Source organism: Amycolatopsis sp. MtRt-6, from assembly GCF_017308975.1.
GTDB lineage: Bacteria > Actinomycetota > Actinomycetes > Mycobacteriales > Pseudonocardiaceae > Amycolatopsis.
In genome coordinates, this window is sequence record NZ_JADWPD010000035.1 from 14175 (window position 1) to 37488 (window position 23314).

Consider the following 23314-nt stretch of genomic DNA (forward strand, 5'->3'; position numbering starts at 1 on the left):
GGCTCAGGCGCCCGGCGGCCGGTCCCGGACCACGCAGGTGAGCCGGGCGGTGCAGGTGCGGCGGCCCTCGTCGTCGGTCAGCACGATCTCCGCGGTGATCGTGCCGCGGCCGACGTGCAGCGGCGTCGCCACGCCGGTGACCGTGCCGGAGCGGACGGCCCGGTGGTGCGTGCAGGACAGCTCCAGCCCCATCGCCGCGCGGCCCGGGCCGGCGTTCAGCGCGGCCACCGTCGACCCCAGCGCTTCGGCGAGCACGGCGTTGGCGCCGCCGTGCAGGAGGCCGTACGGCTGGAGGTTGCCCTCGACCGGGATCGTGCCCACCACCCGCTCGGCGGTGGCTTCCAGGAGCTTCATGCCGACCTTGTCGTTCAGCTGCTGGTCCGCGGCGGCCGGATCGATGCCGGCGTAGTTCTCGACCGCGACGTCTGCGGCGCGTTCGGTCACGCAGTGCTCCTCTTCCTATGCGACACGTAAGAGTGTCGGACCCTCAGCCTAGACTCGGCCTCGTGAGCCCGAGTGAGAAGACGACCGTTGCCAACGCCACAGGAACCACGAGTGTCGCCGAGCGGCCGAAGCTGCTGCTGATCGACGGCCATTCCATGGCCTACCGCGCGTTCTTCGCCCTCCCGGCGGAGAACTTCAAGACGAAGACCGGGCAGGTCACGAACGCGGTCTTCGGCTTCACCTCGATGCTCATCAACCTCCTGCGCGACGAAGCGCCGACCCACCTCGCGGTGGCATTCGACCTCTCGCGCAAGACGTTCCGCTCGGAGACCTACGCCGACTACAAGGCGAACCGCAGCACCACGCCGGACGAGTTCCGCGGTCAAGTCGACCTGGTCAAGGACGTGCTGCGGGTGCTCGGCATCCCGTCGCTGGTGAAGGAGAACTTCGAGGCCGACGACATCATCGCCACGCTCACCACGCAGGCGACGGCCGACGGCTTCGACGTCCTCATCTGTACCGGCGACCGCGACGCGCTGCAGCTGGTCACCGAGCAGGTCACCGTGCTCTATCCGAAGCGCGGCGTCTCGGAGATGACCCGGTTCACGCCGGACGCCGTCGAGGAGAAGTACGGGCTCACCCCGCGGCAGTACCCGGACTTCGCCGCGCTGCGCGGCGACCCGTCGGACAACCTGCCGAGCATCCCGGGTGTCGGCGAGAAGACCGCGGCCAAGTGGATCCGGCAGTTCGGCTCGCTCGGCGACCTGATCGACCGCGTCGACGAGGTCAAGGGCAAGGTCGGCGACGCGCTGCGGGCGCACCTGTCCTCGGTCCAGCTCAACCGCCAGCTCACCGAGCTGATCCGCGACGTCGAGCTGGAGGTCGCGCCGTCCGGGCTCGAGCTGCGCCCGTGGGATCGCGAAGCGATCCACGCGCTGTTCGACGAGCTGGAGTTCCGCATCCTGCGCGACAGGCTCTTCGCGACACTGCAGAGCGCCGAGCCGGAGGCCGACGAAGGCTTCGAGGTCTCCGGTGCCGCGCTCGCGCCCGGTGCGCTGGGCGCGTGGCTGACGGCGCACGCGGGCGCGGGCGAGCCGGTGGCGCTGGCCCTCCGCACCGTGGGCACGTCCGTCCGGTCCGACCTGCGCGCGGTCGCCTTCGCGACAGCGGACGGCGAAGGCGCGTACGTCGACGTCACGGCGATGGACCAGGCCGACGACGCGGCGCTCGCCGCCTGGCTCGCCGACCCGGGCATCCGCAAGACCGGCCACGACCTCAAGGTCCCGCTGCACGCGATCCGCGCCCGCGGCTGGGTCCTCGCCGGGCTGGCCATGGACACCGCGCTGGCCGCGTACCTGGTGCGGCCCGGGCAGCGCACGTTCGAGCTCGACGACCTCGCGCTGCGCTACCTGCACCGCGAGCTGCGCTCGGAGACCGACGGTGGCGACGGACAGTTGTCGCTGCTCGACGGCGGCGCGGAAGGCCTGGAGCAGAAGGAAATCCAGGACGACCTGGTCAAGGCCCGCGCGATCTTCGAGCTGGCCGGTGCGCTGGAGAGGGAGCTGGAGCAGATCGGCGGCGCGAAGCTGCTCGCCGAGCTGGAGCTGCCGCTGCTGGAAGTCATCACCGAGCTGGAGATCGCCGGCGTCGCCGTCGACCTCGAGCAGCTGACTTCGCTGGAGGCGCACTACCTTTCGCGCGTCACGCAGGCCGCCGACGAGGCGTACGCGGTGATCGGCAAGCAGATCAACCTCGGCTCGCCGAAGCAGCTGCAGGTCGTGCTGTTCGACGAGCTCGGCATGCCGAAGACCAAGCGCACCAAGACCGGCTACACCACCGACGCCGAGGCGCTGCAGGGCCTGTTCGAGAAGACCGAGCACCCGTTCCTGCAGCACATGCTGGAGCACCGCGACGCGACCAAGCTGCGCACGACGGTCGAGGGGCTGATCAAGTCCGTCGCCGACGACGGCCGCATCCACACCACGCTGCTGCAGACGATCGCGGCCACCGGACGGCTGTCCTCGACCGAGCCGAACCTGCAGAACATCCCGGTCCGCACCGAGGAAGGCCGCCGCATCCGCGACGCCTTCGTCGTCGGCGAGGGCTACACCGAGCTGATGACCGCGGACTACAGCCAGATCGAAATGCGGATCATGGCGCACCTGTCGCAGGACGAAGGCCTCATCGAGGCGTTCAACAGCGGCGAGGACCTGCACACGTTCGTCGCGTCGCGGGCGTTCTCGATGCCGCCGGAGGAGATCACGCCGGAGCTGCGCTACCGCGTCAAGGCGATGTCGTACGGCCTCGCGTACGGGTTGTCGGCGTACGGGCTTTCGCAGCAGCTGCGGATTTCCACCGAAGAAGCCAAGGAGCAGATGGAGGCGTACTTCGCCCGCTTCGGCGGCATCAGCGACTACCTCCACTCGGTGGTCGGCGAAGCGGCGAAGTGCGGGTACACGGAGACGATCTTCGGGCGCCGCCGCTACCTGCCCGACCTCAACAGCGACAACCGCCAGCGCCGCGAGATGGCCGAGCGGATGGCGCTCAACGCCCCGATCCAGGGCAGCGCGGCCGACATCATCAAGGTCGCGATGCTCAACGTCCACCGCGCGCTGGTCGAGGCGAAGCTGAAGAGCCGGATCCTGCTGCAGGTCCACGACGAACTGGTGCTGGAAGTCGCGGAGGGGGAGAAGGAGCAGCTGGAGAAGCTGGTGCGCGAAGGCATGGGCTCGGCGTACGCCCTGGCGGTGCCGCTCGAGGTTTCGGTCGGCTACGGCCGGTCGTGGAACGAAGCCGCGCACTGAGATCGCTCTGCGTCACGGCCCGGATCACCGGGTCGTGACGCGGAAGTGCTCGGGCGGTCGTCGTCGGGTGTCACGCTCCGCGGCGATGCTGGGCGGCATGGCCAGTGACTTCCAGCGGCGCAAGATCTCCGGCGTCTTCGGCGCCATGGACGCCGACGGCGACGGGTTCCTGACGGAGACCGACTTCCGCGCGCTCACCGCGCGGTGGCTCGACCTCCGCGGCACCGACGCCGGCACGCCGGCGGGGCAGCGGCTCGCCGCGATCATGATGGGCTGGTGGGGCACCCTCGACGACGCCGCCGGCCGCGGCGGCAAGGTCAGCCTCGACCAGGTGCTCCAGGTCGTCGACGTGCTCCCGGAAATGCCGGGCGCCGTCACCGGCACCGCGGAGGCGATGTTCGAAGCCGTCGACGAAAACGGTGACGGCGCCATCTCCGCCGCCGAGTACGACCGCATGATCGCGGCCTGGAACGGCGTCGGCGCACCGTCCGGCGACGTCTTCGCCCTCCTCGACTCCGACGGCGACGGCCGCCTGTCGCGCGCGGAATTCACCCGGCACTGGTTCGAGTTCTGGGCCGGCGACGACCCGGCCGCGCCGGGCAGCAGTGTGTTCGGCCGCTTCTGAACGCGCGTTGTGCCGAACGGAGGACTCCGTTCGGGTGAGCGATTACTGATCGGTAAGGGAGTCGGTGCCGACGCGCGGCGATCACGGCGTAGGGTCCGCCGAATGGGGTTCGAGCGTGAGCGACGACGCTGGCGGGTCCGGTTGCACGACGAACTCGGCCGGGTGTGCGGGGCGGGCACGGTACTGGACGAGTACCACGTGCTCACGAGCGCGCACGTCGTCGAGACCGCCGGTGGCCCCCGAGCCGCGTTGAGCGTCGACTTCGTCGGCTTGGCCGAGGCGCTGCCCGGCGCCGCGACCGTCGTCGAAGGGTGCTGGGTGCCGTCCGACGGCGGCGGCAACGGCGATCTCGCGCTGCTGCGCCTGGAACGCCCGGAGTCCCGCGTGTTCCGCGCGCCGCTGCACCGCATGCCGCTGGGCGAGCACCAGCTCGTCCGCGCGTTCGGGTTCCCGCCGGGCTCGGTCGGCCGCTGGACGCACGCCCGGCTCGGCGGCCCGGAACAGACCGGCGGCGAGTGGGTCCGCCTCTTCCGCACGGCCGAAGCGGAGCCGCTCGGCCCCGGCTTCGGCGGCACGGCGGTGCTCGACGAGGCGACCGGCCACGTCGTCGGCATGGTCGTCGGCAAGGACACCGGCACCTGGATGGTGCCGGTGGAGACGATGCTCGGGCACCTGCCCCAGCTGAGCATCTGGACGTCCGGCAGCCCGGCCGTCGACGCGAGCTTCTCGCGTCCGGTCGGCGAGGCCGTCGACGTGTCGTTCGTGCAGCGCGTCGCCGACTGGTTCGCCAAGGCCGAGCCGGGCACGGTCTGGGTGGTGGACACCGGCGAGGCCGGCTCCCCGGTGGCGGCGGCGTTGCGGTTCGGGATCGTGCTCGCCGACCGGGAACGTTCCCTCGGCGTCCCCGGCCTGCCGCCGGCGTTCGGCCCGATGCCCCCGGCGGGCAGCGTCGACCTGGCGGTCGACGCGACGGGCCGCACGGCGGACGCGGTCCGCCACCGCATCGCCGACCGGCTGACGACTGGTGTCGCGGGCCGCACCCTGGTCGTCGACGCGATCGACGACTCGGCGGAGCCGGACCGGCTGGTCGGCGAGGTGCTGGCACCGTTGGCCGGCCGCGCGGCCGAGCTGGGTCTCCGGCTGCTGCTGGGCTTCCGGGAGGAATCGTCGCCGGGGGTGGCGGCGGTCCGGGCGAGCACGGGCCAGGCCCGCCCGGCCCCGGACGACCTCGCCGGGCGCCTGGAGGTTCTCACCCAGGCGGTGGCGGAGCTGGCGGAGATCGAGGCGTACCAGTTGCGCGTGGCGACGCGTTTCACGGGTGTCGCGATGCTGCCGGCCCGGGCACAGCGGCTTCGCGGGGCACTGAAGCAGCTCCGGTCGGCGGAGGTGGACGGCGACGCGGAGTGGGTCGAGCGCCACATAGACAGCCACGAGCACGCGGTGGCCCCGGCGGTGGAAGACGGCCGCCGCCAGCGCGCGGTCCTCGACGGTCTGGTGGCCCGCCGCGAGGAGCTGCGGGCCCGCTTGGCGGGCGACCACGAGCTGGCTCGCGAGTACGGCCTGGTGGGAGACCCGGAGATCGAGCAGGCGTACATCCCGGCAAAGAGGTTGCTGATCGACGGCCCCTGCGAGCTGACAGCGGCGGCCACGGCGGTGGACACGTATGCGGCGGCGGTCCGGGCTCGCATCGAGGACCGCGGCTGAGCGGCACCGGGCCTGCGGGTGGCGAGCTTGCGGGCGCCGGAATTGTCGGTGCCTGCCGGTAGCGTAGGAAACGGGGGGCGCCCCCGCGGGCGGGTGCCGGGCCGGGCGGGTGCCGGGCCGGACGGGTGCCGGGCCGGGCGGCGTCGGCCACCTTGGCCCAGGCGCCTACACCGTGAGGACGACCTTCCCCCGCAGGTGACCCCGCTCGATCAGCCGGTGCGCGTCGGCGATCCGCTCGAACGGAAACGTCTCCTGCACATGAACCCGCAGCTTGCCCTCCTCGGCAAGCCCGGCAAGCCCCCGCAACGCCACCGGATCCGGATCGACCCCGATCCCGCTGAACCGCCGTCCGGCCGCCGCGAACCGGGCGGCGAGCTCGACGTCCTCGTCCGCCACCGCCGTCACGAGGTGGCCTCCCGGGCGGAGCACGTCGAGCGACCGTGCGGCGACCTCGCCCCCGAGCGTGTCCAGCACGACGTCGACCTCGCCGGTGAAACCGCCCGCCGCGTAGTCGACGAACTCGTCCGCGCCCAGGCCGAGCACGAACTCCCGCTTGCTCGCGCTCGCCGTGGCGATCACGTGCGCCCCGAGCGACTTCGCCAGCTGGATCGCCACGTGGCCGACCCCGCCGCCACCGCCGTGCACCAGTACCCGGTCGCCCGCCGATATCCCCGCCAGGTCGACCAAGCCCTGCCACGCCGTCAACCCGGCGATCGGCAACGCCGCCGCCTCGATGTGCGACAGCGCGGCCGGCTTGCGCGTCAGGTGCAACGCCGGTGCGGCCACGAACTCGGCGTACCCGCCCGCCGCCCGCGGGAACAGCGGCATCCCGAACACCTCGTCGCCCGGGCGGAAGCGCCACGTTTGCGACTCCACGACCACGCCGCTGACATCCCAGCCGAGCACGAACGGCGGCCGGCCGAGCAACGGGAACTCGCCGGCGCGCAGGCGCGGCTCCAGGGGGTTGAGGCCGATCGCCGCGACCCGGACGAGGACTTCGGTCGGCCGGGGCCGGGGTTCGGGTGCGTCCACGATGGTGAGGACTTCGGGGCCGCCGTACGTGTGCTGGGTGATGACTCGCATGCCTCCACGATGGCCGCCGCCGCGAAGGCGTACCACCGGTGTCCCGACAGGAAATTTCGGAAACCCGCCAACTAGGCTGATGACCATGACCGAACCGGCCTGCGGGCCGTTGGCCCACGGCGCGGCCGTCCCCGCGCACTCCCACGACTTCGGCCAGCTGCGGTACGCCGCCGCCGGGGCGCTGGTCACCACGACCACGGCCGGCACCTGGGTGGCCCCGGCGAACCGCATCACGTGGGTGCCGCCGTTCCACGTGCACAGCAGCCGCGCGCACGGCGAGACCGACCTCCGGCTGCTCGAAGTCCCCCAGGCGCTGGCCGGGCAGCTGCCGGCGGAGCCCTCGGTGTTCGCGGCCGGGCCGCTGCTGCGCGAGGCGTACCTGGCCGTGCACACCGAACCGGCCGGCAGTCCCCGCGCCCGGCTGCTCCTCGACGTCGTCCGCGTCGAGCTCGTCCGCGCCCCGCGGGAGCCGCTGCGCCTCCCGGAGCCGCGCAGCGACCGCCTCAAAGCCGTCACCGACCTGCTGCACGCCGATCCGGCGACCCCCGCGACCCTGGCCGAGCTGGGCCGCCGGACCGGCTCGAGCGAACGCACGCTCAGCCGGCTCTTCGGCAGCGAGCTGTCGATGAGCTTCCCCCAGTGGCGCACGCTGCTGCGCGTCCAGCGGGCCGTGCTCGAACTCGGCGACGGCGTCTCGGTCACCGCCACCGCGACGCGGCTGGGCTGGGCGAATCCGGGCAGCTTCATCGAAGCCTTCACCGCGCTCGTCGGCCGGACCCCCGGCCGCTACCGGAAGGAAGCGGCGACCCGCACGGCCTAGCGGTGCCCCAGGCCGCGGATCAGCACCATCACCGCGTCCCGCACCTCCGCCCGGGTCCGCTGCGGCCCGAACACCTGCCAGTCCAGCGCCACCACCAGCATCGTGCCGAACAGGCCCGCCGCCGCGGTGGGGATCTCCACGCCCGCCGGCAGCCGGCCCGCCGACTCCAGGCGGGTCAGCTGCTGCTTCACGATCGAGATGATCTCCTCGCGCAGCAACGACAGCGTCCCGTGCCACTGGCCCGGTGTCCGCCACAGCTCGCTCACCAGGATCTGCGAGAACCCCGGGTACTGCGCGATGAACTCCAGCGTCGTGTCGACCTGCGCCTCGATCACGTCGAGCGGGTCATCCGAAGACACCGCGTCGCGCAGCCGACCGGCCAGCATGTCCACGCCGTAGCGCAGCAGCGCGTCGACCAGGCCGTCCTTGGACCCGAAGTTGTAGTACACCGTGCCCTTCGCGACGCCCGCCGCCGCCGCGATGTCGTCGACCGTCAGGCCCACCAGGCCCCGGCTCTTCGAGAGCTCCAGCGTGGCCTCGAAGAGCTTCTGCTTCGTCGCGCCGCTCACAGGCTCAGCTCGGGCTTGAGCGCGGACACCGTCCAAACGCGACGCTTACGGGCGGCCAAAGTGGACACCAGGATCCCGCCCACGAGATACGCCAGCAGCACGCCGATGTCGCCGAGCAGCCGTCCCGTCGAGGCGCCGCTGTAGAACAGGTGGCGGAAGCCGTCGATCGCGTACCCCATCGGCAGGACCACGTGCAGCGGGTACAGCGCGTCCGGGATCGTCTGCCACGGGAACGTGCCGCCCGCGCTCACCAGCTGCAGCACCAGCAGCACCAGGCCGAGGAACTTGCCGACCGCTCCGAAGAACGCGTTGAGCGCGTGCACCACCGAGGTGAACGTCAGCGATACCAGCACGGCGAACCCGATCGCCGCCAGCGGGTGCGCGACGTGGATGCCGACCAGCCACGTCACCGCGCCGAACAGGACGACCACCTGCGCGGTGCCGAGCAGCGCCGAGGACAGCCAGCCGCCGACCGCGACCCGGAACGGCGCCGCGCCCGCGGTCAGCGCGCGCGTCGAGAGCGGGCGCAGGATCAGGAACAGCACGAACGCGCCGATCCAGGTGGCCAGCGAGATGAAGAACGGCGCGAGGCCGGCCCCGTACGTTCCCGCCGACGCCTCGCCGTTGGCGTTCACCGCCACCGGGTCCGCGATCGTGTTGGCCGTCGCCGAGCGGGTCGGGTCGTCGGGGTTCGGGATCTGCTTCAGCCCGGTCGCGAGCCCGTCGCGCAGCTTCACCGAGCCGTCCGCGAGCTGGTTCGTGCCGTTCACAGCCGTCTTCTCGCCGTCACTGAGCTGCGAAGCGCCGTCACGTAGCTGGTTCGCGCCGTCGGACGCCTGGGCGATGCCGCTCGCCAGCTGCGGGGAGGCCGCGGCGAGCTTGGCCGCGCCGTCGGACACCTGGCGGGCGCCGTCGGCCAGCTTCGCGAGGTCGCCGTTGGCCTGCTGGATCTTGCCGTTCGCCTGGTCGACGGGGGAACGCAGCTGGTCGGCCTTGGCCAGGATCGCCTGCACCTGGGTCTCCGGCACGCCCGCGGCGCGCAGGTCGGTCTGCAGCTGGCTGCGGTAGGAGTCGAGCTTGCCCTGGATGTCCGACGACGCCGTCGCGGCGATCGAAGCCGCGTCGGCGACCTTCTGGTTTCCGGCGGCCACCTGCGAAGCGCCGTTGGCGAGCTGCTGCGTCTGAGACGGCAGGGACGCGGTGGCGCTCTTGAGCGTGCCGAGGCCGGTCGCCAGCGTCGACGAGCCGTCCGCGAGCTTCGCCGCGCCGTCGGCCAGCTGCTGCTGGCCCGACTGGAGCTTCGTGGTGCCGTCCGCGAGCTGGGACGCGCCGGTCGAGGCTTCCTGGATCTTGGCGTAGATGGTGGAGAACCCGACCAGGAACCGGTTCGCGGCCTCGCTGCCGACCTTCTCCGCGATCGTCTTGCGGACCTGCTCGGCGACCTGCTTCGCGATCGTGCCGGACAGGTAGTTGTTGGCGTCGTTGGTGGTCAGCGTGATCGTCGCCTGCTGCGGCTGGAAGTTGCCGACCGAAAGCAGCGCCGCGGAGAAGCCGCTCGGGATGCCGATCGCGAACGAGTACTTGGCGTTGCGGACGCCGTCACGGGCCTCCTGTTCGGACACCTCGTGCCACTGGAAGGTGCGGGACTTGACCAGCTCGTCGGTCACCTCGCGGCCGACGTTGCGCTGCTGCCCGCTGGAGTCCTTCGCGCCGGTGTCACTGGTGAAGACCGCGGCGGGCAGCTTGTTGAGGCGGCCGTACGGGTCGTAGTTCGCGTAGAGGTAGAAGGACGCGTAGAGCAGCGGCACCAGCACGAGCGCGACCAGCGCGAGCTTCGGCAGCGTGCCGGTGGAGAGGCGGCGCAGCTCGTTGCGCGCGATCCGGAAGGCGTTCATTCGGGGGCTCCGTCAGTGCTCTCGGTGAGCTCTTCGGTGGGTTCGGGGCTGGGCTCGGGGCTGGGCTCGGGGCTGGGTTCGGGGGTCGGGGGGAGAGCGAAGTGCTGCGGCTCCGGCTGCTCGGTCGCGCCGATCCGGGCCGGCGTGACGGGCAGGGCGGACAGCGGCGTCGTCGCGGCCAGCACGATCACGGCCAGGCCGCGCCCGGCCAGCTCACGCGCCAGCGCGGCCCAGCTGTCGACCTCACTGGTGTGCCGGTCGGGGGTGTCGAGCACGAGCACGCGCACGCCCTTGCGCTCGGCGGCCAGCTCGGTGAGCAGCCGCGTGCGCAGCGCCGGGGCGAGGTTCTCGAACCGCGTGCCGGCGAACGGCGCGGCGTCGTGCGCGGCGAGCCAACGGGCGACGTCCTCCTTGCCCGCCGGGCGGTGGGCCAGCGCCAGCTCCTCGCCGGCGACCACGCGCAGGGGCAGCGCGTCGTCCGGTTCGCTGACGCCGGGGGCGTCGACGACGGCGACGAGCTCGGTCAGCGGGGCGTCGACGCCCTCGGCGTGCACCGTGCCGGTGGTCGGCTTGAGCCGTCCGGCCAGCGCGAGACCGAAGGCCGTGACGCCGACACCGGGTTCGCCGTGGACGATCGCCAGGTCGCCCTCGCCGAGGGTCAGCGACGTGGGCGGTAACAAGGTGCCGTGGTGCCCTTCGAGGGACACCCGATCGGCTCGGACCTGCACGATTTCTCCCGCTTCGCGAACTTTTGAACTGACCGGTCAGTTCAAAAAGTAGTCCGAACGGCGGATGGCGGCAAGATCACCGGACGCACGTCACACTGGTGAGTGGATCACCGGATCCCGGGGTCAGCGCAGCGCCGCGGCCGGGCGCACCTCCCATGTCGTCCACAGTGGACGATAGCCCTGCCGGTGCCAGAACACCGAGGACAGCGGGTTGGTCGGGTTGTAGTACAGGTACGTGCGGTTCGCGCCGCCCCGGTGCAGCTCGCGGTGCACGTGGGCCATCAGCGCCCGGCCGAAGCCGCCGCCGCGTTCGCCCGGCAGGGTGACGACGTTGTTCACGTACCCCCAGCGTCCGGGCGGCAGCAGCTCCGCCGCCTCGCTGTCCGGCGTCGCGTCCACCCAGGCGCAGTGCGCGAGCGCGCGGGTCTCCCCGTCCTCTTCGGCCAGCCAGACGAGCGGCTCGGCCTCGGCGAGGGAGCGCCGCAGGGCGGGACCCAGCAGTTCGGCGGTGTTGGCGCGCCGGGGAGCGGCGACGAGCCCGGTGTAGTCGAACGTCGCCTCGGCCAGCTTCAGCGCGGTGTCGTAGTCGTCCGGCCCCGCGCGCCGGACCGAAATCTCCGGCAGGGCCTCCGGCGGGCGCGCGGTCCGCACGCCGAGTGCGGAGAGCGGGACGAGGCCGTGGTCGAGGAAGGCGCGGGTCGCTTCGGCGTCCCGGCTGGGCCAGACGACCACGCACGCCGAGTCCTCGCCGGTGTCCTCGGCCTCGAGCCGGCCCTTCAGGGCACGCAGCAGGAGGTCCGCGCCTTCGGTGCCGGTGTCGCCGAAGTACGGGAAGAGCTGCCAGGTGTCGGCGGCCGACCACAGCATCGGGACGTCGCCGGGCGCCAGCCGCTGCCGCTGCAGCACGCCGGTGACCTGGGTGCCGTCCGCGGTCGCCGCGTCCAGCCGTTCGCCGTCGGCGGGCGGCGGGGCGGGCGGCAGCAGCGGGTCGACGGCGGCGAAACGCGCGCGGTGCGCCGCGAGCAGCGGCTCGGCGATGTCCATGGTTTCCCCCTCGGTGGGTGTGGTCAGGACCAGGCGGGGCGCCGGAGCCACATGGTCCACAGTGGACGATAACCCTGCCGGTGCCAGAACACCGGCGAAAGGGGGTTCGCCGGGTGGTAGAACAGGAACGTCCCGCGCACGTCGTGCGTCAGCAGCTCGCGGTGCGCCACCGCCATCAGCGCCCGGCCGACCCCGCCACCGCGGGCCGCGGGGGCGACCGACAGCGTGTCGACGTACCCCCAGCGGCCCGGGAGCAGCCTGCCGTGGACGGAGTTCCCCGGCGTGGCGTGGGCGAGCGCGCAGGAGGCCAGGCCGGCCGGCACGCCGCCGTCTTCCTCCGCGAGCCAGACCAGCCCGCTGAAGCGCAGGGAGCGGACGACTTCGGCGCGCAGCAGCTCCCGGGCGCCCGGTCGCGGCACCGCGGTGCCGACCAGGCAGGTGTAGGACCACTCGGCCAGCCGCAGCTCGGTCAGCGCGTCGACGTCGCCGTCCCCGGCGCGGCGGACGGTGACCCGCGCCGTCCCGGGGCCGGCGGGCGGCTCGGCCGTGCGCACGGCCAGGACCGTCATCGGCGCGAACCCGTGCGCCAGCAGCACCGCCGACGCCTCGGCGTCGCGGCTCGGCCAGGTCAGCGAGCAGGCCGAGTCCGGGCCGGCCGGCGTCCCGCGCAGCCGGTCGCGCCACGCGCCGAGCAGCGCGGCGAGGCCCGCCGCGCCGCTGTCGCCCGGCACCGCGGTCAGGTCGCGGATGTCCGACGGCCCCCACAGTGCCGGCCACGAATCCGGCGCGTGCGCGACCTGCGTCAGCAGGCCACCGGCCTTGCGGCCGCCGACCGTCACGACGAGGGGCTCGTTCGACGGCGCCGGCGGGGCCGCGATCGGCGGGAGCAGCGGGTCGAGCGCGGCGAACCGCGCGTTCTGCTGCTCTTCGAGCGTGCTCACGAGCGGTGCGTGCGGAAGATGGCCGTCCCCGGGAAGAGCTTGCCGCGCAGCGGGCTCCACTGGCCCCACACCCGCGTGTGCCCCGCCGGCCACTCGGGCTCGACCAGGTCGGTGAGGGTGAACCCGGCCGCGGCCAGCGCGCGCACGTAGTCGCCGAGGGTGTGGTGGTACTCGACGTAGGTGGCGGTGCCCTCGTCGTCGACCTCGACGTACGGCGTGCGGTCGAAGTACGGCTGGGTGACGGTGAGCCCCTGCGGGCCCGGGTCGTCGGGGAAGATCCACCGCATCGGGTGCGTCACCGAGAACACCCACGGCGCACCCGGCCGCAGCACCCGGTGCACCTCGGTGAAGACCGCGTCCACCGAGGCCACGAACGGGATCGCGCCGAAGGCCGAGCACGCGGCGTCGAAGCTGCCCGAGGCCAGCGGCAGGTGCTCGGCGTTGGCCTGCACGAGCGGGACGTCGAGCCCGGTGCGCGCGTTGCCGTCGCGGGCGTGGCGCAGCATCCCGGCGGAGAGGTCGGTCGCGACGGCGTGGGCCCCCTCCGCGGCCAGCCAGCGCGCGCAGGCGGCCTGGCCGCAGCCGACCTCGAGCACGCGCTTGCCGCGGACGTCGCCGAGCAGCCGCGCCTCGGCCTCCCGGACGCCCTCCGGGCACCAGACGAAGTCGGCGTCGCCGAGGAACCCGCCGTGCTCGGCCTGGTAGTCGTCGGCGTCCGCGTCCCACCAGGCGAGGTTGGCCGCCGCGGCTTCGGCTCCGCCGACCTCGCGGTAGGCGACCGCCGCGGTGCCCAGCCGGTGCTCGGCGGCGTCGTGGCGCCCCGGCGCGGGCGCCTGCTCCGGTGGCATGATGGTGTCTCCGGTCCCGGTGGCCGTCACCTGCGCCACCTGCGTCCTCGTCCGTGCGGTTTGCTTCCGCGAGGACCTTAGCGAGCCAGGGGGACCCTGATTGTGCCGCCTAGCGGCTGCCGCGTAGGATAAGTGTTAGCGCAGTGGGTTCGCGCTGCCTTCCGCTCAGCTTCTGGTTGGGACTCGGGTCGCGCACCGTATGCGGGGTCATGCCGCGGTCGTTCACTGGTGGACGTTTGCTTGCAGGGTCGTCGCATGCCGCCCATCGCGTCGACAACTGCCAACCCTCGATTCCCATCCACCGGAGCAACCCGCCTAATGACCACCGACACCGCCACCGCCCCGACCGCCCCCACCGGGCCCCAGCAGGTCGCCATCAACGACATCGGGTCGGAGGAAGACTTCCTCGCGGCGATCGACAAGACGATCAAGTACTTCAACGATGGCGACATCGTCGAGGGCACGATCGTCAAGGTCGACCGCGACGAGGTCCTGCTCGACATCGGCTACAAGACCGAGGGTGTCATCCCCTCGCGTGAGCTCTCCATCAAGCACGATGTCGACCCGGCTGAGGTTGTCACCGTCGGCGATGAGGTCGAAGCCCTGGTCCTCCAGAAGGAGGACAAGGAAGGCCGTCTGATCCTGTCCAAGAAGCGCGCGCAGTACGAGCGCGCCTGGGGCACGATCGAGGAGCTCAAGGAGAAGGACGAGCCCGTCAAGGGCACCGTCATCGAGGTCGTCAAGGGCGGCCTCATCCTGGACATCGGCCTGCGCGGCTTCCTCCCCGCGTCCCTGGTCGAGATGCGCCGCGTGCGCGACCTGCAGCCGTACGTCGGCCGCGAGCTCGAGGCGAAGATCATCGAGCTGGACAAGAACCGCAACAACGTGGTCCTGTCCCGCCGCGCCTACCTGGAGCAGACCCAGTCCGAGGTGCGCAGCGAGTTCCTCAACGCGCTCGCCAAGGGCCAGGTCCGCAAGGGCGTCGTGTCGTCCATCGTCAACTTCGGTGCCTTCGTGGACCTGGGTGGCGTCGACGGCCTGGTGCACGTCTCCGAGCTGTCCTGGAAGCACATCGACCACCCGTCCGAGGTCGTCGAGGTCGGCCAGGAGGTCACGGTCGAGGTGCTGGACGTCGACATGGACCGCGAGCGCGTCTCGCTGTCGCTGAAGGCGACCCAGGAAGACCCGTGGCGCCAGTTCGCCCGCACCCACGCGATCGGCCAGATCGTGCCGGGCAAGGTCACCAAGCTGGTTCCGTTCGGCGCGTTCGTGCGCGTCGAAGAGGGCATCGAGGGCCTGGTCCACATCTCCGAGCTGGCCGAGCGCCACGTGGAGATCCCGGAGCAGGTCGTCCAGGTCAACGGCGACGTCATGGTCAAGGTCATCGACATCGACCTCGAGCGCCGTCGCATCTCGCTGTCGCTGAAGCAGGCGAACGAGGGTGTCACGCCGGACACCGAGTTCGACCCGACCCAGTACGGCATGGCCGCCGAGTACGACGCCGAGGGCAACTACATCTACCCCGAAGGCTTCGACCCGGACACCCAGGAGTGGCAGGAAGGCTTCGACAAGCAGCGTGAGGAGTGGGAGCGCCAGTACGCCGAGGCGCACACTCGTTACGAGGCCCACATGAAGCAGGTCCAGAAGGCCGTCGAGGCCGACGCCGAAGCGGCGGCGGACGCGGCGACCGGCATCGAGGGTGGCGCGGAAAGCTACACCTCGGGCTCGGCCCCGGCCGACTCCAAGAGCAGCGGCGGCACCCTCGCCTCCGACGAGCAGCTCGCGGCACTCCGCGAGAAGCTCTCCGGTGGTGCGTGAGCGCTAGCTCTCCGAGCTGAACGACGGAGCCCCCGGTCCTTCGCGGACCGGGGGCTCCGTCGTGTCGGTGGTCAGCGGTTGCGCAGGTCCAAGCCGGCCATCATCGCGCGGACGCCGTCGCGGTACATCGCCTCGTTGGCTTCCTCGGTCGGCGGGATGAACCAGTCCGGCAGCGGCCGCCGCGAGGCCATCATCAGCTCCGCGCCGACCAGCCCGTGCATCGCCGTCCACAGCTGGTAGGCCGCCGAGCGGGCGTCCGCGCCCGGTGGGCACACCCGCTGGACCCGGGCGATGAACAGGGTGAACGTCGTCCGCAGCACCGCCGACCGCAGCGCCGGGTCCGGGTCGAACCCCGGCACCGGGCGCTCGAACATCAGCGCGTAGCGGGTCGGGCTCTCGCGGGCGAAGCGCCGGTACTCCAGCGCGAGGTGCAGCAGGTCCGCGACGCCGTCCTGGCTCGACGGCGGCAGCCCCTCCAGCAGCTCCCGCAGCGAGTCGAACGTGCGCTCGTACAGCGCGTCGAGCAGGCCCGCGCGGCCGCCGAAGCGGGCGTAGACGGAGAGCGTCGACGCGCCGGCCGCCTCAGCCACGCCGCGGACGGTCAGCCCGGGGACCCCGCGGTCCACGAGCACCGACAACGCCGCGTCGAGGAAGCGCTCGCGCCCGCCTTGATCGGCCGGGCGCATCGGCAAGTGCCTGGTAGCCACGGCGCACCCCCTTCGCGCCAGCCGGGCGCAGGGCGGCGTCCGGGTGACCCACCCGCAGCAGAAGATACGATATCCGCAGCGTCTTGGGAATGTTCCGGATGTCCGGATCGTCGGCGGCGCGCCCCCGAGAGGACCGCACGCGGATGGATCACCCCGAGCCCGGCACCGTCGTCGTCACCGCGAGCGGCGACGGCACCTACACGCAGCAGGTCGTCACGGCGACCCACACGCTGCTCGTCGACGAACCGGTCGCGGCCGGGGGCGCCGACGCCGGCCCGAACCCGTACGAGCTGCTCCTCGCGTCACTGGGCTCGTGCACGGCCATCACGCTGCGGATGTACGCCGACCGCAAGGGCATCCCGCTGACCAGGGCGACCGTCCGGCTGCGCCACGACCGCATCCACGCCGAAGACTGCGCGCGGTGCGAAACCGAGCGCGGCCTGCTCAGCCGGATCACCCGCGAGATCGAGCTCGACGGCGACCTCGACGCCGAGCAGCGCGCCAAGCTCATGTTCATCGCCGACAAGTGCCCGGTGCACCGCACGCTGTCCTCGGAGATCGTCATCGAGACGCGCGAAATCTAGATCAGGCGGCGCGCACGGTCACCGCGGCCGGGCGGGCCGGGCCGACCGAGGGCACCCAGATGCGCTCGAGTGCCGCGGCGCGGGCCTTGCGGCGGAGGCCGGCGAAGCTGTGCCTGGCCGGCACCAGCAGCGCGTTCAGCCAGGTCCGGCGGTCGTCCGCCAGGGCCTCGGCCACCGGGCGATGGACAACGCAGTGCACCAGCCCCGGCGTGCCGAGCCGGTGCCTCCCGACGTGCTTGCTGTCCGCCATCGTTCCTCCGCGTGGGCGACGCTGTCGCGCGCACCGTACGCATTCGCGCGGGTCGACGTGGGTAAGCAACACGGCGTGTCCGGATATCGGTTGAGTCACGCGCGTGACTAGGGTGATCGGCATGTTGCGTGTGGGGTTGACGGGTGGGATCGGGGCCGGGAAGTCGACCGTGGCGAACAGGCTCGCCGAACACGGCGCGGTGCTGGTGGACTCCGACCGGATCGCCCGCGAGGTGGTCGAGCCCGGGACCGAGGGGCTCGCCCGGCTGGTCGCGGAGTTCGGTCCCGAAATCCTCGCCGCGGACGGCTCGCTGGACCGGCCCGTGCTCGCCGCGAAGGCGTTCGCCGACGACGAGTCGCGACGCCGGCTGAACGCGATCGTGCACCCCCTCGTCGGCGCCCGCACCGGGGAGCTGATGGCGGCCGCGAAGCCGGACGCGGTCGTCGTCCACGACATCCCGCTGCTGGTCGAGAACGGTCTCGCGACCGCGTACCACCTGGTCGTGGTCGTCGACGCGCCGGTCGAGGTGCGGGTGCGGCGGCTGGTGTCGGCGCGCGGGATGGCCGAGGAGGACGCGCGGGCGCGGATCCGGGCGCAGGCGAGCACCGAGCAGCGCCGCGCCGTCGCGGACATCTGGCTGGACAACGGCGGTGCCGAAGACACCGTGCTGGCCGAGGTCGACGCGCTGTGGGCGGACCGGCTGGTGCCGTTCGAAGCCAACGTCCGGCTGCGGCGGCCGCGGCCGCCGATGTCGCCGAAGATCGCCGACTACGACCTCACCTGGCCCGCCCAGGCCGAGCGGGTCCTGGCCCGGGTCCGCGCCGCGGCGGGCGAGCTGGCCCGCCGCGCCGACCACATCGGGTCGACGGCCGTGCCCGGCCTGCCCGCCAAGGACGTCCTCGACCTGCAGCTGACCGTGTCCACCTCGGCCGACGCGGACACGCTGCGGGAGCTGCTGGCCGACGCCGGGTTCCCGCGGCTCGACGGGGACTGGTGGGACGACGCCGTGGACGGCGACGGGACGTGGCCCAAGCGCCTGCACGTCGGCGCCGACCCGAAGCGGCCGGTGAACCTGCACGTCCGGTCGGTGGAGACGCCGGCGTGGCGGCTCGCGCTGCTCTTCCGCGACTTCCTGCGCGCGAACCCGGACGAGCGCGACGACTACCGCGACGTCAAGCTGCGGCTGGCCGAGGCGCACGCCGCCGACGGCACGGTCGAGGCCTACGCCGACGAGAAGCAGGAGTGGGTCAACGCCGTGTTCGCCCGCGCGGAGAAGTGGGCGGCGGCCACCGGCTGGACGCCCTAGGCGCGCATGTCCCTGAGCCGCGGCCAGATTTCGGCCCAGCTCCCGGTCCGGTCGGTGAGCAGCCAGACGGGCATGTGCTCGCCGGCGTTGCGGATCCCGAGCCGGTTGCCGACCTGTCCGACGATCCTCGCGGTACCGAAGTGCTTCGCGATCTTCGCCGGGTCGTAGCCGACGAAGAGCACGTTGCGCGTGTCGTCGGCCGGGCGGCCGAAGTACCAGAAACCGCGGCTGGGACTGAACGCCTCGGGCAGGCCGCGCTCGGGCCCGTACCGGTCGAGCGCGCCCGCCTGCCAGTACCCGCCGGTGACGATCGCGGTGTCCGGCGGCGCCGTCCGGTACAGCGCGGCGACGTCGGCGGCGAGGTCCGGCCAGCCGATCTCTTCGGCCGCGTAGGCGGGCCGCGGCGCGCCCGGGTGCTCGACCAGCCAGTGCGCCGGCCAGACCGGGAGCGTGAACGGCAGGCTGAACAGGGCGGACACGACGAACACCGGCCAGGTCGGCACCCACCGCCACCAGCGAGCGGGCTCCCGCGCTTCGACGTGCACCGCGGCGGCCGCCCAGAGCACGCCGAACATCCCGGCCGCGTAGTAGTACCGCCCGTTCGCGACCAGGAACACGGCGACGACACCCAGCGCCGTCCAGCCGAGGAACCGGTACGGCCGCAGCTGCTTGCCGCCCAGCAGCACGGCGAGGCCGTAGAGCACACCGAGCGCGCCGATCACCCAGCCGGCGCCGGCCAGCAGGTTCGGCACGAAGCTCGCCCGGCCGCCCGCCGCGTCGACCTCGGCGCCGACGGCATCGCCCATGCCGAGCTGCGGCCAGCCGTTCGCGCGCTGCCAGAGCAGCGTGGGCACCAGCGAGCCGGCGGCGATCAGCGCGCCGAGCCACAGCTTCGGGCGGCGCAGCAGGTCACGCGGCCCGAACACGAGCACCGCGAGCCCGGCCACCACCCAGAACGCGGCGATGAGCAGCTTGCCGTTGAGCGCCACCGCCGTCACGACGCCGAGCCAGACCAGCAGCGCGTCGGAGCGGGTGCGGACCCAGCGGACCAGGAGCCACAGGACCAGCGTCCACAGCAGCGGGTCGATCGTCGACGTCGCGAGGTAGTGGCCGCTGCCGACGAACTGCCCGCAGATCGCGTACGCCGCCGCGGCGCGGGCCTGCGCCCGGCGCCGCCCGCCGAGCTCCCGCGCGATCAGCGCGGTGACGACCACGCCGGCCGCCGTCGCGGCGATCGCGGGCAGCCGGAAGACGACCAGCGAGCCGGGGGCGAGGGTGTCCATCGCCCAGGCGAGGGCGGGCACGAGCGGCGGCTGGTCGGCGTAACCCCAGGCGAGGTGCTTGCCGGCGGCGAGGAAGTACAGCTCGTCGCCGAAGTAGCCGTAGCGGCCGGCGGTGAGCAGCAGCGCGGTGGCCGTGCCCGCCGCGAGCAGCAGGACCGGGAGCCGGGCGAACGGGGCGAGTTCGGCTTTCGCCTGGTCGGGGGCCGTGGCCACGGCGTCCATCGTGCTCCTGTTCCTCGTCGGCGCCGGTCTTTCCGCACCCTACGTGCGGCCCCGGCGTCGCCGGGGTCAGGGGTGGCGCCGCCAGGTCAGGGCGATGCCGAGGGTGGCGAGCCAGGCGGTGAGGTCGTAGCCGTGCGCGGCCAGCCCTTCGACGGCGGTGTAGGTGGTTTTCAGCGCGAACTCGGCGTCTCCGGCGGTGACCAGGCCCGCTTCGAGGGCCGCCAGGAGCTCGTCGGTGTCGATCACCCGCAGGGAGAGCTTGTCCTTGAGCACGATGTCGACGTAGAGGTCGGTGGCGACCCAGCGCGGGCCGTCGCGGTGGACGCGGACGACGTCGAGGTAGAAGTCCTGGTCGCGTTCGTGGCCGGGGGAGAACCAGAAGTCGGTGAGGCGCAGGCCGAGCCCGGGCAGCAGCCACGACTCGAGGTAGTGGAACTGCGCGCGCCCCGGTGTCGGGCGGGCGAGGTAGAGGCCGAACGGCTCCTGCCGGAACTCCTCGACCTCCCGCCGGATGCCCTTCGGGTCGGTGTTCGAGCGCGCGGCGGGGTCGAAGACCTCGACCTTCGGGGGGTGCAGTGCGGCCATGCCGGTCATCCTGCCGGGCCGGTTGCGAAACGCGTACTCACGCCACGGCCGTCACGCGTTCGGGCTAAGGCGCGCCGGACGTCGGTACCCCCGGGTGCGCCGCACCTGCCGATTCTGCTGCCGCGATCCCTATCCTGGTCCCTTCAGCGGGAAACCACACGACGCCTGGGGATGCGGCTGCGGCTGTTGAGGAGCGCACCATGACCGACCCGATGGCCCACCTCCACGACCGGGGCCGCGAAACCTTCGCCGGGCTCGTCGACGGCGGTGAAGCCCGCCTCGACGCCCTCTTCGCGACTGTCCCGGCGCTGGGCGAGCTGGCCGTCGGCACCGTCTACGGCCACCTCCACGAACGCCCGGCCCTCGACGCCCGCACCCGCGAAGCCGCCACGCTCGCCGCGATCGTCGCCGCCGGGATGGCCGGGCCGCCGCTGAGCGTCCACCTCCGGACCGGCCTCGCCGCCGGGCTGGCACCCGCCGAGGTCTGCGAAGTCGTCGTCCAGACCGCGGCCTTCGCGGGCTTCCCGCGCGCGGTTTCCGCCGCCGACCAGCTGAACCGCCTCTTCGAAGGCCACGACCTGCCGATCCCGCCCCCGCCGTCGCCGCGCGAAGTCGTCCTCGCGCACCTGGCGGCGGCGGACGGCGAGGTGGCCGAGGTGCTGGCCGCGTTCCCGCGCACCGAGGTCCAGGCGACCGGCCCGGACCGGGTGCTCGTCTCGTGCTTCGGCGACGACCCCGTTCCCGGCGCGGTCCTGCACTGCGCCGTCGACGGCGCCGATGTCACGTCGATCACGGTCTTCCGAGCGCGCTGACCAGGGCCGACGGAAATTGTCGGTGGGGCGGCCTACTCTGGTCGACGTGGCTTTCGCAACCGAACACCCCGTCCTCGCCCAGTCCGACTTCCGGCCCGTTTCGGAGATCCCGCGGACCGGCGGCCGGTTCGAGGTGATCAGTGACTACCAGCCCGCCGGTGACCAGCCGGCGGCCATCGACGAGCTCGAACGCCGGGTCAAGGCGGGCGAGAAGGACATCGTGCTCCTGGGCGCCACCGGCACCGGCAAGTCGGCCACCACCGCGTGGCTGATCGAGCGCGTCCAGCGGCCGACGCTGGTGATGGCGCCGAACAAGACGCTGGCCGCGCAGCTGGCCAACGAGCTGCGCGAGCTCTTCCCGCACAACGCGGTGGAGTACTTCGTCAGCTACTACGACTACTACCAGCCCGAGGCGTACATCGCGCAGACGGACACCTACATCGAGAAGGACTCGTCGATCAACGACGACGTCGAGCGGCTGCGGCACTCGGCGACGATGAACCTGCTCTCGCGGCGGGACGTCATCGTGGTCGCCAGTGTCTCCTGCATCTACGGCCTGGGCACGCCCCAGTCGTACCTGGACCGCTCGAGCAAGCTCGAGGTCGGCATGCAGCTCGACCGCGACGTCTTCCTGCGGGCGCTGGTCGATGTCCAGTACACGCGCAACGACATCGCCTTCGCCCGCGGCACGTTCCGCGCGCGCGGCGACACGGTCGAGATCATCCCGGCGTACGAGGAGCTCGCGATCCGCGTGGAGTTCTTCGGCGACGAGGTCGAGAAGCTCTACTACCTGCACCCGCTGACCGGCGACATCGTCAAGGAGGTCGACGAGGTCCGGATCTTCCCGGCCACGCACTACGTCGCCGGTCCGGAGCGGATGGAAAAGGCCATCCAGGGCATCGAGAAGGAGCTCGAGGAGCGGCTCGCCGAGCTGGAGCGCCAAGGCAAGCTGCTGGAGGCGCAGCGGCTGCGGATGCGCACGGCCTACGACATCGAGATGATGCGCCAGGTCGGCTTCTGCTCCGGCATCGAGAACTACTCGCGGCACATCGACGGCCGCGGGCCCGGCTCGGCGCCGGCGACGCTGATCGACTACTTCCCGGACGACTTCCTGCTGGTGATCGACGAGTCGCACCAGACCGTCCCGCAGATCGGCGGCATGTACGAAGGCGACATGTCGCGGAAGCGGAACCTGGTCGAGTACGGCTTCCGCCTGCCGAGCGCGGTGGACAACCGGCCGCTGACCTGGGAGGAGTTCTCCGACCGGATCGGGCAGACGGTGTACCTCTCGGCGACGCCGGGGCCCTACGAGATGGGCCAGGCGGGCGGCGAGTTCGTCGAACAGGTGATCCGCCCGACCGGCCTGGTCGACCCGAAGGTGGTCGTGAAGCCCACCGAGGGCCAGATCGACGACCTGGTCCACGAGATCCGCGAGCGCGCGGACAAGGACGAGCGCGTCCTGGTCACGACGTTGACGAAGAAGATGGCCGAGGACCTCACCGACTACCTGCTGGAGCTGGGCATCCGGGTGCGCTACCTGCACTCGGAGGTCGACACGCTGCGGCGCGTCGAGCTGCTGCGGCAGCTGCGGGCGGGCGACTTCGACGTGCTGGTCGGCATCAACCTGCTGCGCGAGGGTCTCGACCTGCCGGAGGTGTCGCTGGTGGCGATCCTCGACGCGGACAAGGAGGGCTTCCTCCGGAGCGGGACGTCGCTGATCCAGACGATCGGCCGCGCGGCGCGAAACGTGTCGGGCGAGGTCCACATGTACGCGGACAAGATCACCGAGTCGATGCAGCACGCGATCGACGAGACGGACCGCCGCCGCGCGAAGCAGGTCGCCTACAACGAAGAGCGCGGCGTCGACCCCCAGCCGCTGCGGAAGAAGATCGCGGACATCCTCGACCGGGTCTACAGCGAGGCCGAGGACACGGAGCAGGTCTCGGTGGGCGGTTCGGGCCGCAACTCGTCCCGGGGCAAGAAGCCCGAGCAGGGTGATCGGGTGCGCAGCTCGGGGATGCTGGTCGACAAGGACGTCTCGGCGATGCCGCGGGCCCAGCTGGCGGACCTGATCCAGCAGATGACCGATCAGATGATGCAGGCGGCGCGCGACCTGCAGTTCGAGCTGGCGGCCCGGCTGCGCGACGAGATCTCGGACCTGAAGAAGGAGCTGAGGGGCATGGACGCGGCCGGCATCAAGTGACCTTGCCGACCCGGTCGAGTATTACACCGTGAGCTGTAT

Annotated in this window: 21 protein-coding genes; 9 read left to right on the plus strand and 12 right to left on the minus strand. The window is 72.2% G+C overall.

The features are described 5' to 3' along the window. Positions 1-3: 3 nt before the first annotated feature. The gene (locus I4Q55_RS40265) at positions 4-444 is read right to left on the minus strand and encodes a hotdog fold thioesterase (RefSeq protein WP_206795826.1); all 441 of its coding nucleotides are present in this window, start codon (positions 442-444) and stop codon (positions 4-6) included. A gap of 62 nt (positions 445-506) precedes the next feature. Between I4Q55_RS40265 and polA the strand changes: the two genes are divergently transcribed. The 3 genes from polA (at position 507) to I4Q55_RS40280 (ending at position 5577) form a co-directional block, all read left to right on the plus strand. Further along, positions 507-3248: a DNA polymerase I gene (polA, locus tag I4Q55_RS40270; RefSeq protein ID WP_206795827.1), complete on the plus strand. Its 2742-nt coding sequence runs from the start codon at positions 507-509 to the stop codon at positions 3246-3248. 97 nt (positions 3249-3345) lie between these two features. Then, the gene (locus I4Q55_RS40275) at positions 3346-3873 is read left to right on the plus strand and encodes an EF-hand domain-containing protein (RefSeq protein ID WP_242547641.1); all 528 of its coding nucleotides are present in this window, start codon (positions 3346-3348) and stop codon (positions 3871-3873) included. 102 nt (positions 3874-3975) lie between these two features. Then, complete coding sequence (locus I4Q55_RS40280) at positions 3976-5577, plus strand: serine protease (RefSeq protein ID WP_206795828.1); 1602 nt, start codon at positions 3976-3978, stop codon at positions 5575-5577. A 165-nt stretch (positions 5578-5742) separates the two neighbouring features. Here the strand turns inward: I4Q55_RS40280 and I4Q55_RS40285 are convergent, their stop codons facing one another. Beyond that, a complete protein-coding gene (locus tag I4Q55_RS40285; RefSeq protein WP_206795830.1) occupies positions 5743-6660 on the minus strand; it encodes an NADP-dependent oxidoreductase in 918 nt (305 codons plus the stop codon). Between the two features lie 85 nt (positions 6661-6745). Here I4Q55_RS40285 and I4Q55_RS40290 point away from each other — a divergent pair, with 85 nt between their 5' ends. Next, complete coding sequence (locus I4Q55_RS40290; protein WP_242547642.1) at positions 6746-7480, plus strand: helix-turn-helix domain-containing protein; 735 nt, start codon at positions 6746-6748, stop codon at positions 7478-7480. Here I4Q55_RS40290 and I4Q55_RS40295 read toward each other — a convergent pair. The 6 genes from I4Q55_RS40295 to I4Q55_RS40320 form a co-directional block, all read right to left on the minus strand. Beyond that, positions 7477-8049, minus strand: a complete 573-nt coding sequence (locus I4Q55_RS40295) for a TetR/AcrR family transcriptional regulator (protein ID WP_206795834.1) — start codon at positions 8047-8049, stop codon at positions 7477-7479. The genes I4Q55_RS40290 and I4Q55_RS40295 overlap by 4 nt on opposite strands. Further along, a complete protein-coding gene (locus tag I4Q55_RS40300) occupies positions 8046-9944 on the minus strand; it encodes a YhgE/Pip domain-containing protein (protein WP_206795835.1) in 1899 nt (632 codons plus the stop codon). Before I4Q55_RS40300 ends, I4Q55_RS40295 begins: the two co-directional genes overlap by 4 nt. Beyond that, a complete protein-coding gene (locus I4Q55_RS40305) occupies positions 9941-10672 on the minus strand; it encodes an ABC transporter ATP-binding protein (RefSeq protein ID WP_206795837.1) in 732 nt (243 codons plus the stop codon). Before I4Q55_RS40305 ends, I4Q55_RS40300 begins: the two co-directional genes overlap by 4 nt. A gap of 123 nt (positions 10673-10795) precedes the next feature. Further along, positions 10796-11716 carry a GNAT family N-acetyltransferase gene (locus I4Q55_RS40310; protein WP_206795839.1) on the minus strand — a complete coding sequence of 307 codons (921 nt, stop codon included), beginning with the start codon at positions 11714-11716 and terminating at the stop codon, positions 10796-10798. A 23-nt stretch (positions 11717-11739) separates the two neighbouring features. Then, the gene (locus I4Q55_RS40315) at positions 11740-12657 is read right to left on the minus strand and encodes a GNAT family N-acetyltransferase (RefSeq protein ID WP_206795841.1); all 918 of its coding nucleotides are present in this window, start codon (positions 12655-12657) and stop codon (positions 11740-11742) included. Then, a complete protein-coding gene (locus I4Q55_RS40320) occupies positions 12654-13505 on the minus strand; it encodes a class I SAM-dependent methyltransferase (RefSeq protein WP_206795942.1) in 852 nt (283 codons plus the stop codon). The genes I4Q55_RS40315 and I4Q55_RS40320 overlap by 4 nt, the downstream gene beginning before the upstream one ends. 318 nt (positions 13506-13823) lie before the next feature. On the opposite strand from I4Q55_RS40320, the gene rpsA reads away from it, so the two are divergent. Continuing rightward, complete coding sequence (rpsA, locus tag I4Q55_RS40325; RefSeq protein ID WP_003098851.1) at positions 13824-15323, plus strand: 30S ribosomal protein S1; 1500 nt, start codon at positions 13824-13826, stop codon at positions 15321-15323. Between the two features lie 71 nt (positions 15324-15394). On the opposite strand, the gene I4Q55_RS40330 is transcribed toward rpsA, so the two are convergent. Further along, positions 15395-16009: a TetR/AcrR family transcriptional regulator gene (locus I4Q55_RS40330; RefSeq protein ID WP_206795944.1), complete on the minus strand. Its 615-nt coding sequence runs from the start codon at positions 16007-16009 to the stop codon at positions 15395-15397. A 164-nt stretch (positions 16010-16173) separates the two neighbouring features. Here I4Q55_RS40330 and I4Q55_RS40335 point away from each other — a divergent pair, with 164 nt between their 5' ends. Next, complete coding sequence (locus I4Q55_RS40335; protein ID WP_206795843.1) at positions 16174-16614, plus strand: OsmC family protein; 441 nt, start codon at positions 16174-16176, stop codon at positions 16612-16614. A 1-nt stretch (position 16615) separates the two neighbouring features. Here the strand turns inward: I4Q55_RS40335 and I4Q55_RS40340 are convergent, their stop codons facing one another. After that, positions 16616-16864 carry a hypothetical protein gene (locus tag I4Q55_RS40340; protein WP_206795845.1) on the minus strand — a complete coding sequence of 83 codons (249 nt, stop codon included), beginning with the start codon at positions 16862-16864 and terminating at the stop codon, positions 16616-16618. Positions 16865-16985: 121 nt separating this feature from the next. On the opposite strand from I4Q55_RS40340, the gene coaE reads away from it, so the two are divergent. Further along, on the plus strand, positions 16986-18170 hold the full coding sequence (gene coaE, locus I4Q55_RS40345; RefSeq protein ID WP_206795847.1) for a dephospho-CoA kinase: 1185 nt from the start codon (positions 16986-16988) through the stop codon (positions 18168-18170). Here coaE and I4Q55_RS40350 read toward each other — a convergent pair. Together I4Q55_RS40350 and I4Q55_RS40355 are read right to left on the minus strand one after the other, a co-directional pair. Then, on the minus strand, positions 18167-19675 hold the full coding sequence (locus tag I4Q55_RS40350) for a glycosyltransferase family 39 protein (RefSeq protein WP_206795848.1): 1509 nt from the start codon (positions 19673-19675) through the stop codon (positions 18167-18169). The two genes, coaE and I4Q55_RS40350, sit on opposite strands and share 4 nt — an antisense overlap. Before the next feature lie 66 nt (positions 19676-19741). Beyond that, positions 19742-20260, minus strand: coding sequence for a DUF402 domain-containing protein (locus I4Q55_RS40355; RefSeq protein ID WP_206795850.1), 519 nt, complete (start codon positions 20258-20260; stop codon positions 19742-19744). Positions 20261-20460: 200 nt separating this feature from the next. On the opposite strand from I4Q55_RS40355, the gene I4Q55_RS40360 reads away from it, so the two are divergent. Together I4Q55_RS40360 and uvrB are read left to right on the plus strand one after the other, a co-directional pair. After that, positions 20461-21072: a carboxymuconolactone decarboxylase family protein gene (locus tag I4Q55_RS40360; protein WP_206795851.1), complete on the plus strand. Its 612-nt coding sequence runs from the start codon at positions 20461-20463 to the stop codon at positions 21070-21072. A 46-nt stretch (positions 21073-21118) separates the two neighbouring features. Continuing rightward, positions 21119-23275, plus strand: coding sequence for an excinuclease ABC subunit UvrB (gene uvrB, locus I4Q55_RS40365; protein ID WP_307793442.1), 2157 nt, complete (start codon positions 21119-21121; stop codon positions 23273-23275). The last annotated feature ends 39 nt before the right edge of the window (positions 23276-23314 follow it).

What these genes read in the sequence shown, in the direction of transcription:
- I4Q55_RS40275 (WP_242547641.1), top strand. Translation starts at nt 3,346, where the DNA reads ATGGCCAGTGACTTCCAGCGGCGCAAGATCTCCGGCGTCTTCGGCGCC.
- I4Q55_RS40280 (WP_206795828.1), top strand. Translation starts at nt 3,976, where the DNA reads ATGGGGTTCGAGCGTGAGCGACGACGCTGGCGGGTCCGGTTGCACGAC.
- I4Q55_RS40285 (WP_206795830.1), bottom strand. Translation starts at nt 6,660, where the DNA reads ATGCGAGTCATCACCCAGCACACGTACGGCGGCCCCGAAGTCCTCACC.
- I4Q55_RS40290 (WP_242547642.1), top strand. Translation starts at nt 6,746, where the DNA reads ATGACCGAACCGGCCTGCGGGCCGTTGGCCCACGGCGCGGCCGTCCCC.
- I4Q55_RS40300 (WP_206795835.1), bottom strand. Translation starts at nt 9,944, where the DNA reads ATGAACGCCTTCCGGATCGCGCGCAACGAGCTGCGCCGCCTCTCCACC.
- I4Q55_RS40310 (WP_206795839.1), bottom strand. Translation starts at nt 11,716, where the DNA reads ATGGACATCGCCGAGCCGCTGCTCGCGGCGCACCGCGCGCGTTTCGCC.
- I4Q55_RS40320 (WP_206795942.1), bottom strand. Translation starts at nt 13,505, where the DNA reads ATGCCACCGGAGCAGGCGCCCGCGCCGGGGCGCCACGACGCCGCCGAG.
- rpsA (WP_003098851.1), top strand. Translation starts at nt 13,824, where the DNA reads ATGACCACCGACACCGCCACCGCCCCGACCGCCCCCACCGGGCCCCAG.
- I4Q55_RS40330 (WP_206795944.1), bottom strand. Translation starts at nt 16,009, where the DNA reads ATGCGCCCGGCCGATCAAGGCGGGCGCGAGCGCTTCCTCGACGCGGCG.
- I4Q55_RS40335 (WP_206795843.1), top strand. Translation starts at nt 16,174, where the DNA reads ATGGATCACCCCGAGCCCGGCACCGTCGTCGTCACCGCGAGCGGCGAC.
- I4Q55_RS40340 (WP_206795845.1), bottom strand. Translation starts at nt 16,864, where the DNA reads ATGGCGGACAGCAAGCACGTCGGGAGGCACCGGCTCGGCACGCCGGGG.
- coaE (WP_206795847.1), top strand. Translation starts at nt 16,986, where the DNA reads ATGTTGCGTGTGGGGTTGACGGGTGGGATCGGGGCCGGGAAGTCGACC.
- I4Q55_RS40350 (WP_206795848.1), bottom strand. Translation starts at nt 19,675, where the DNA reads ATGGACGCCGTGGCCACGGCCCCCGACCAGGCGAAAGCCGAACTCGCC.
- I4Q55_RS40355 (WP_206795850.1), bottom strand. Translation starts at nt 20,260, where the DNA reads ATGGCCGCACTGCACCCCCCGAAGGTCGAGGTCTTCGACCCCGCCGCG.
- I4Q55_RS40360 (WP_206795851.1), top strand. Translation starts at nt 20,461, where the DNA reads ATGACCGACCCGATGGCCCACCTCCACGACCGGGGCCGCGAAACCTTC.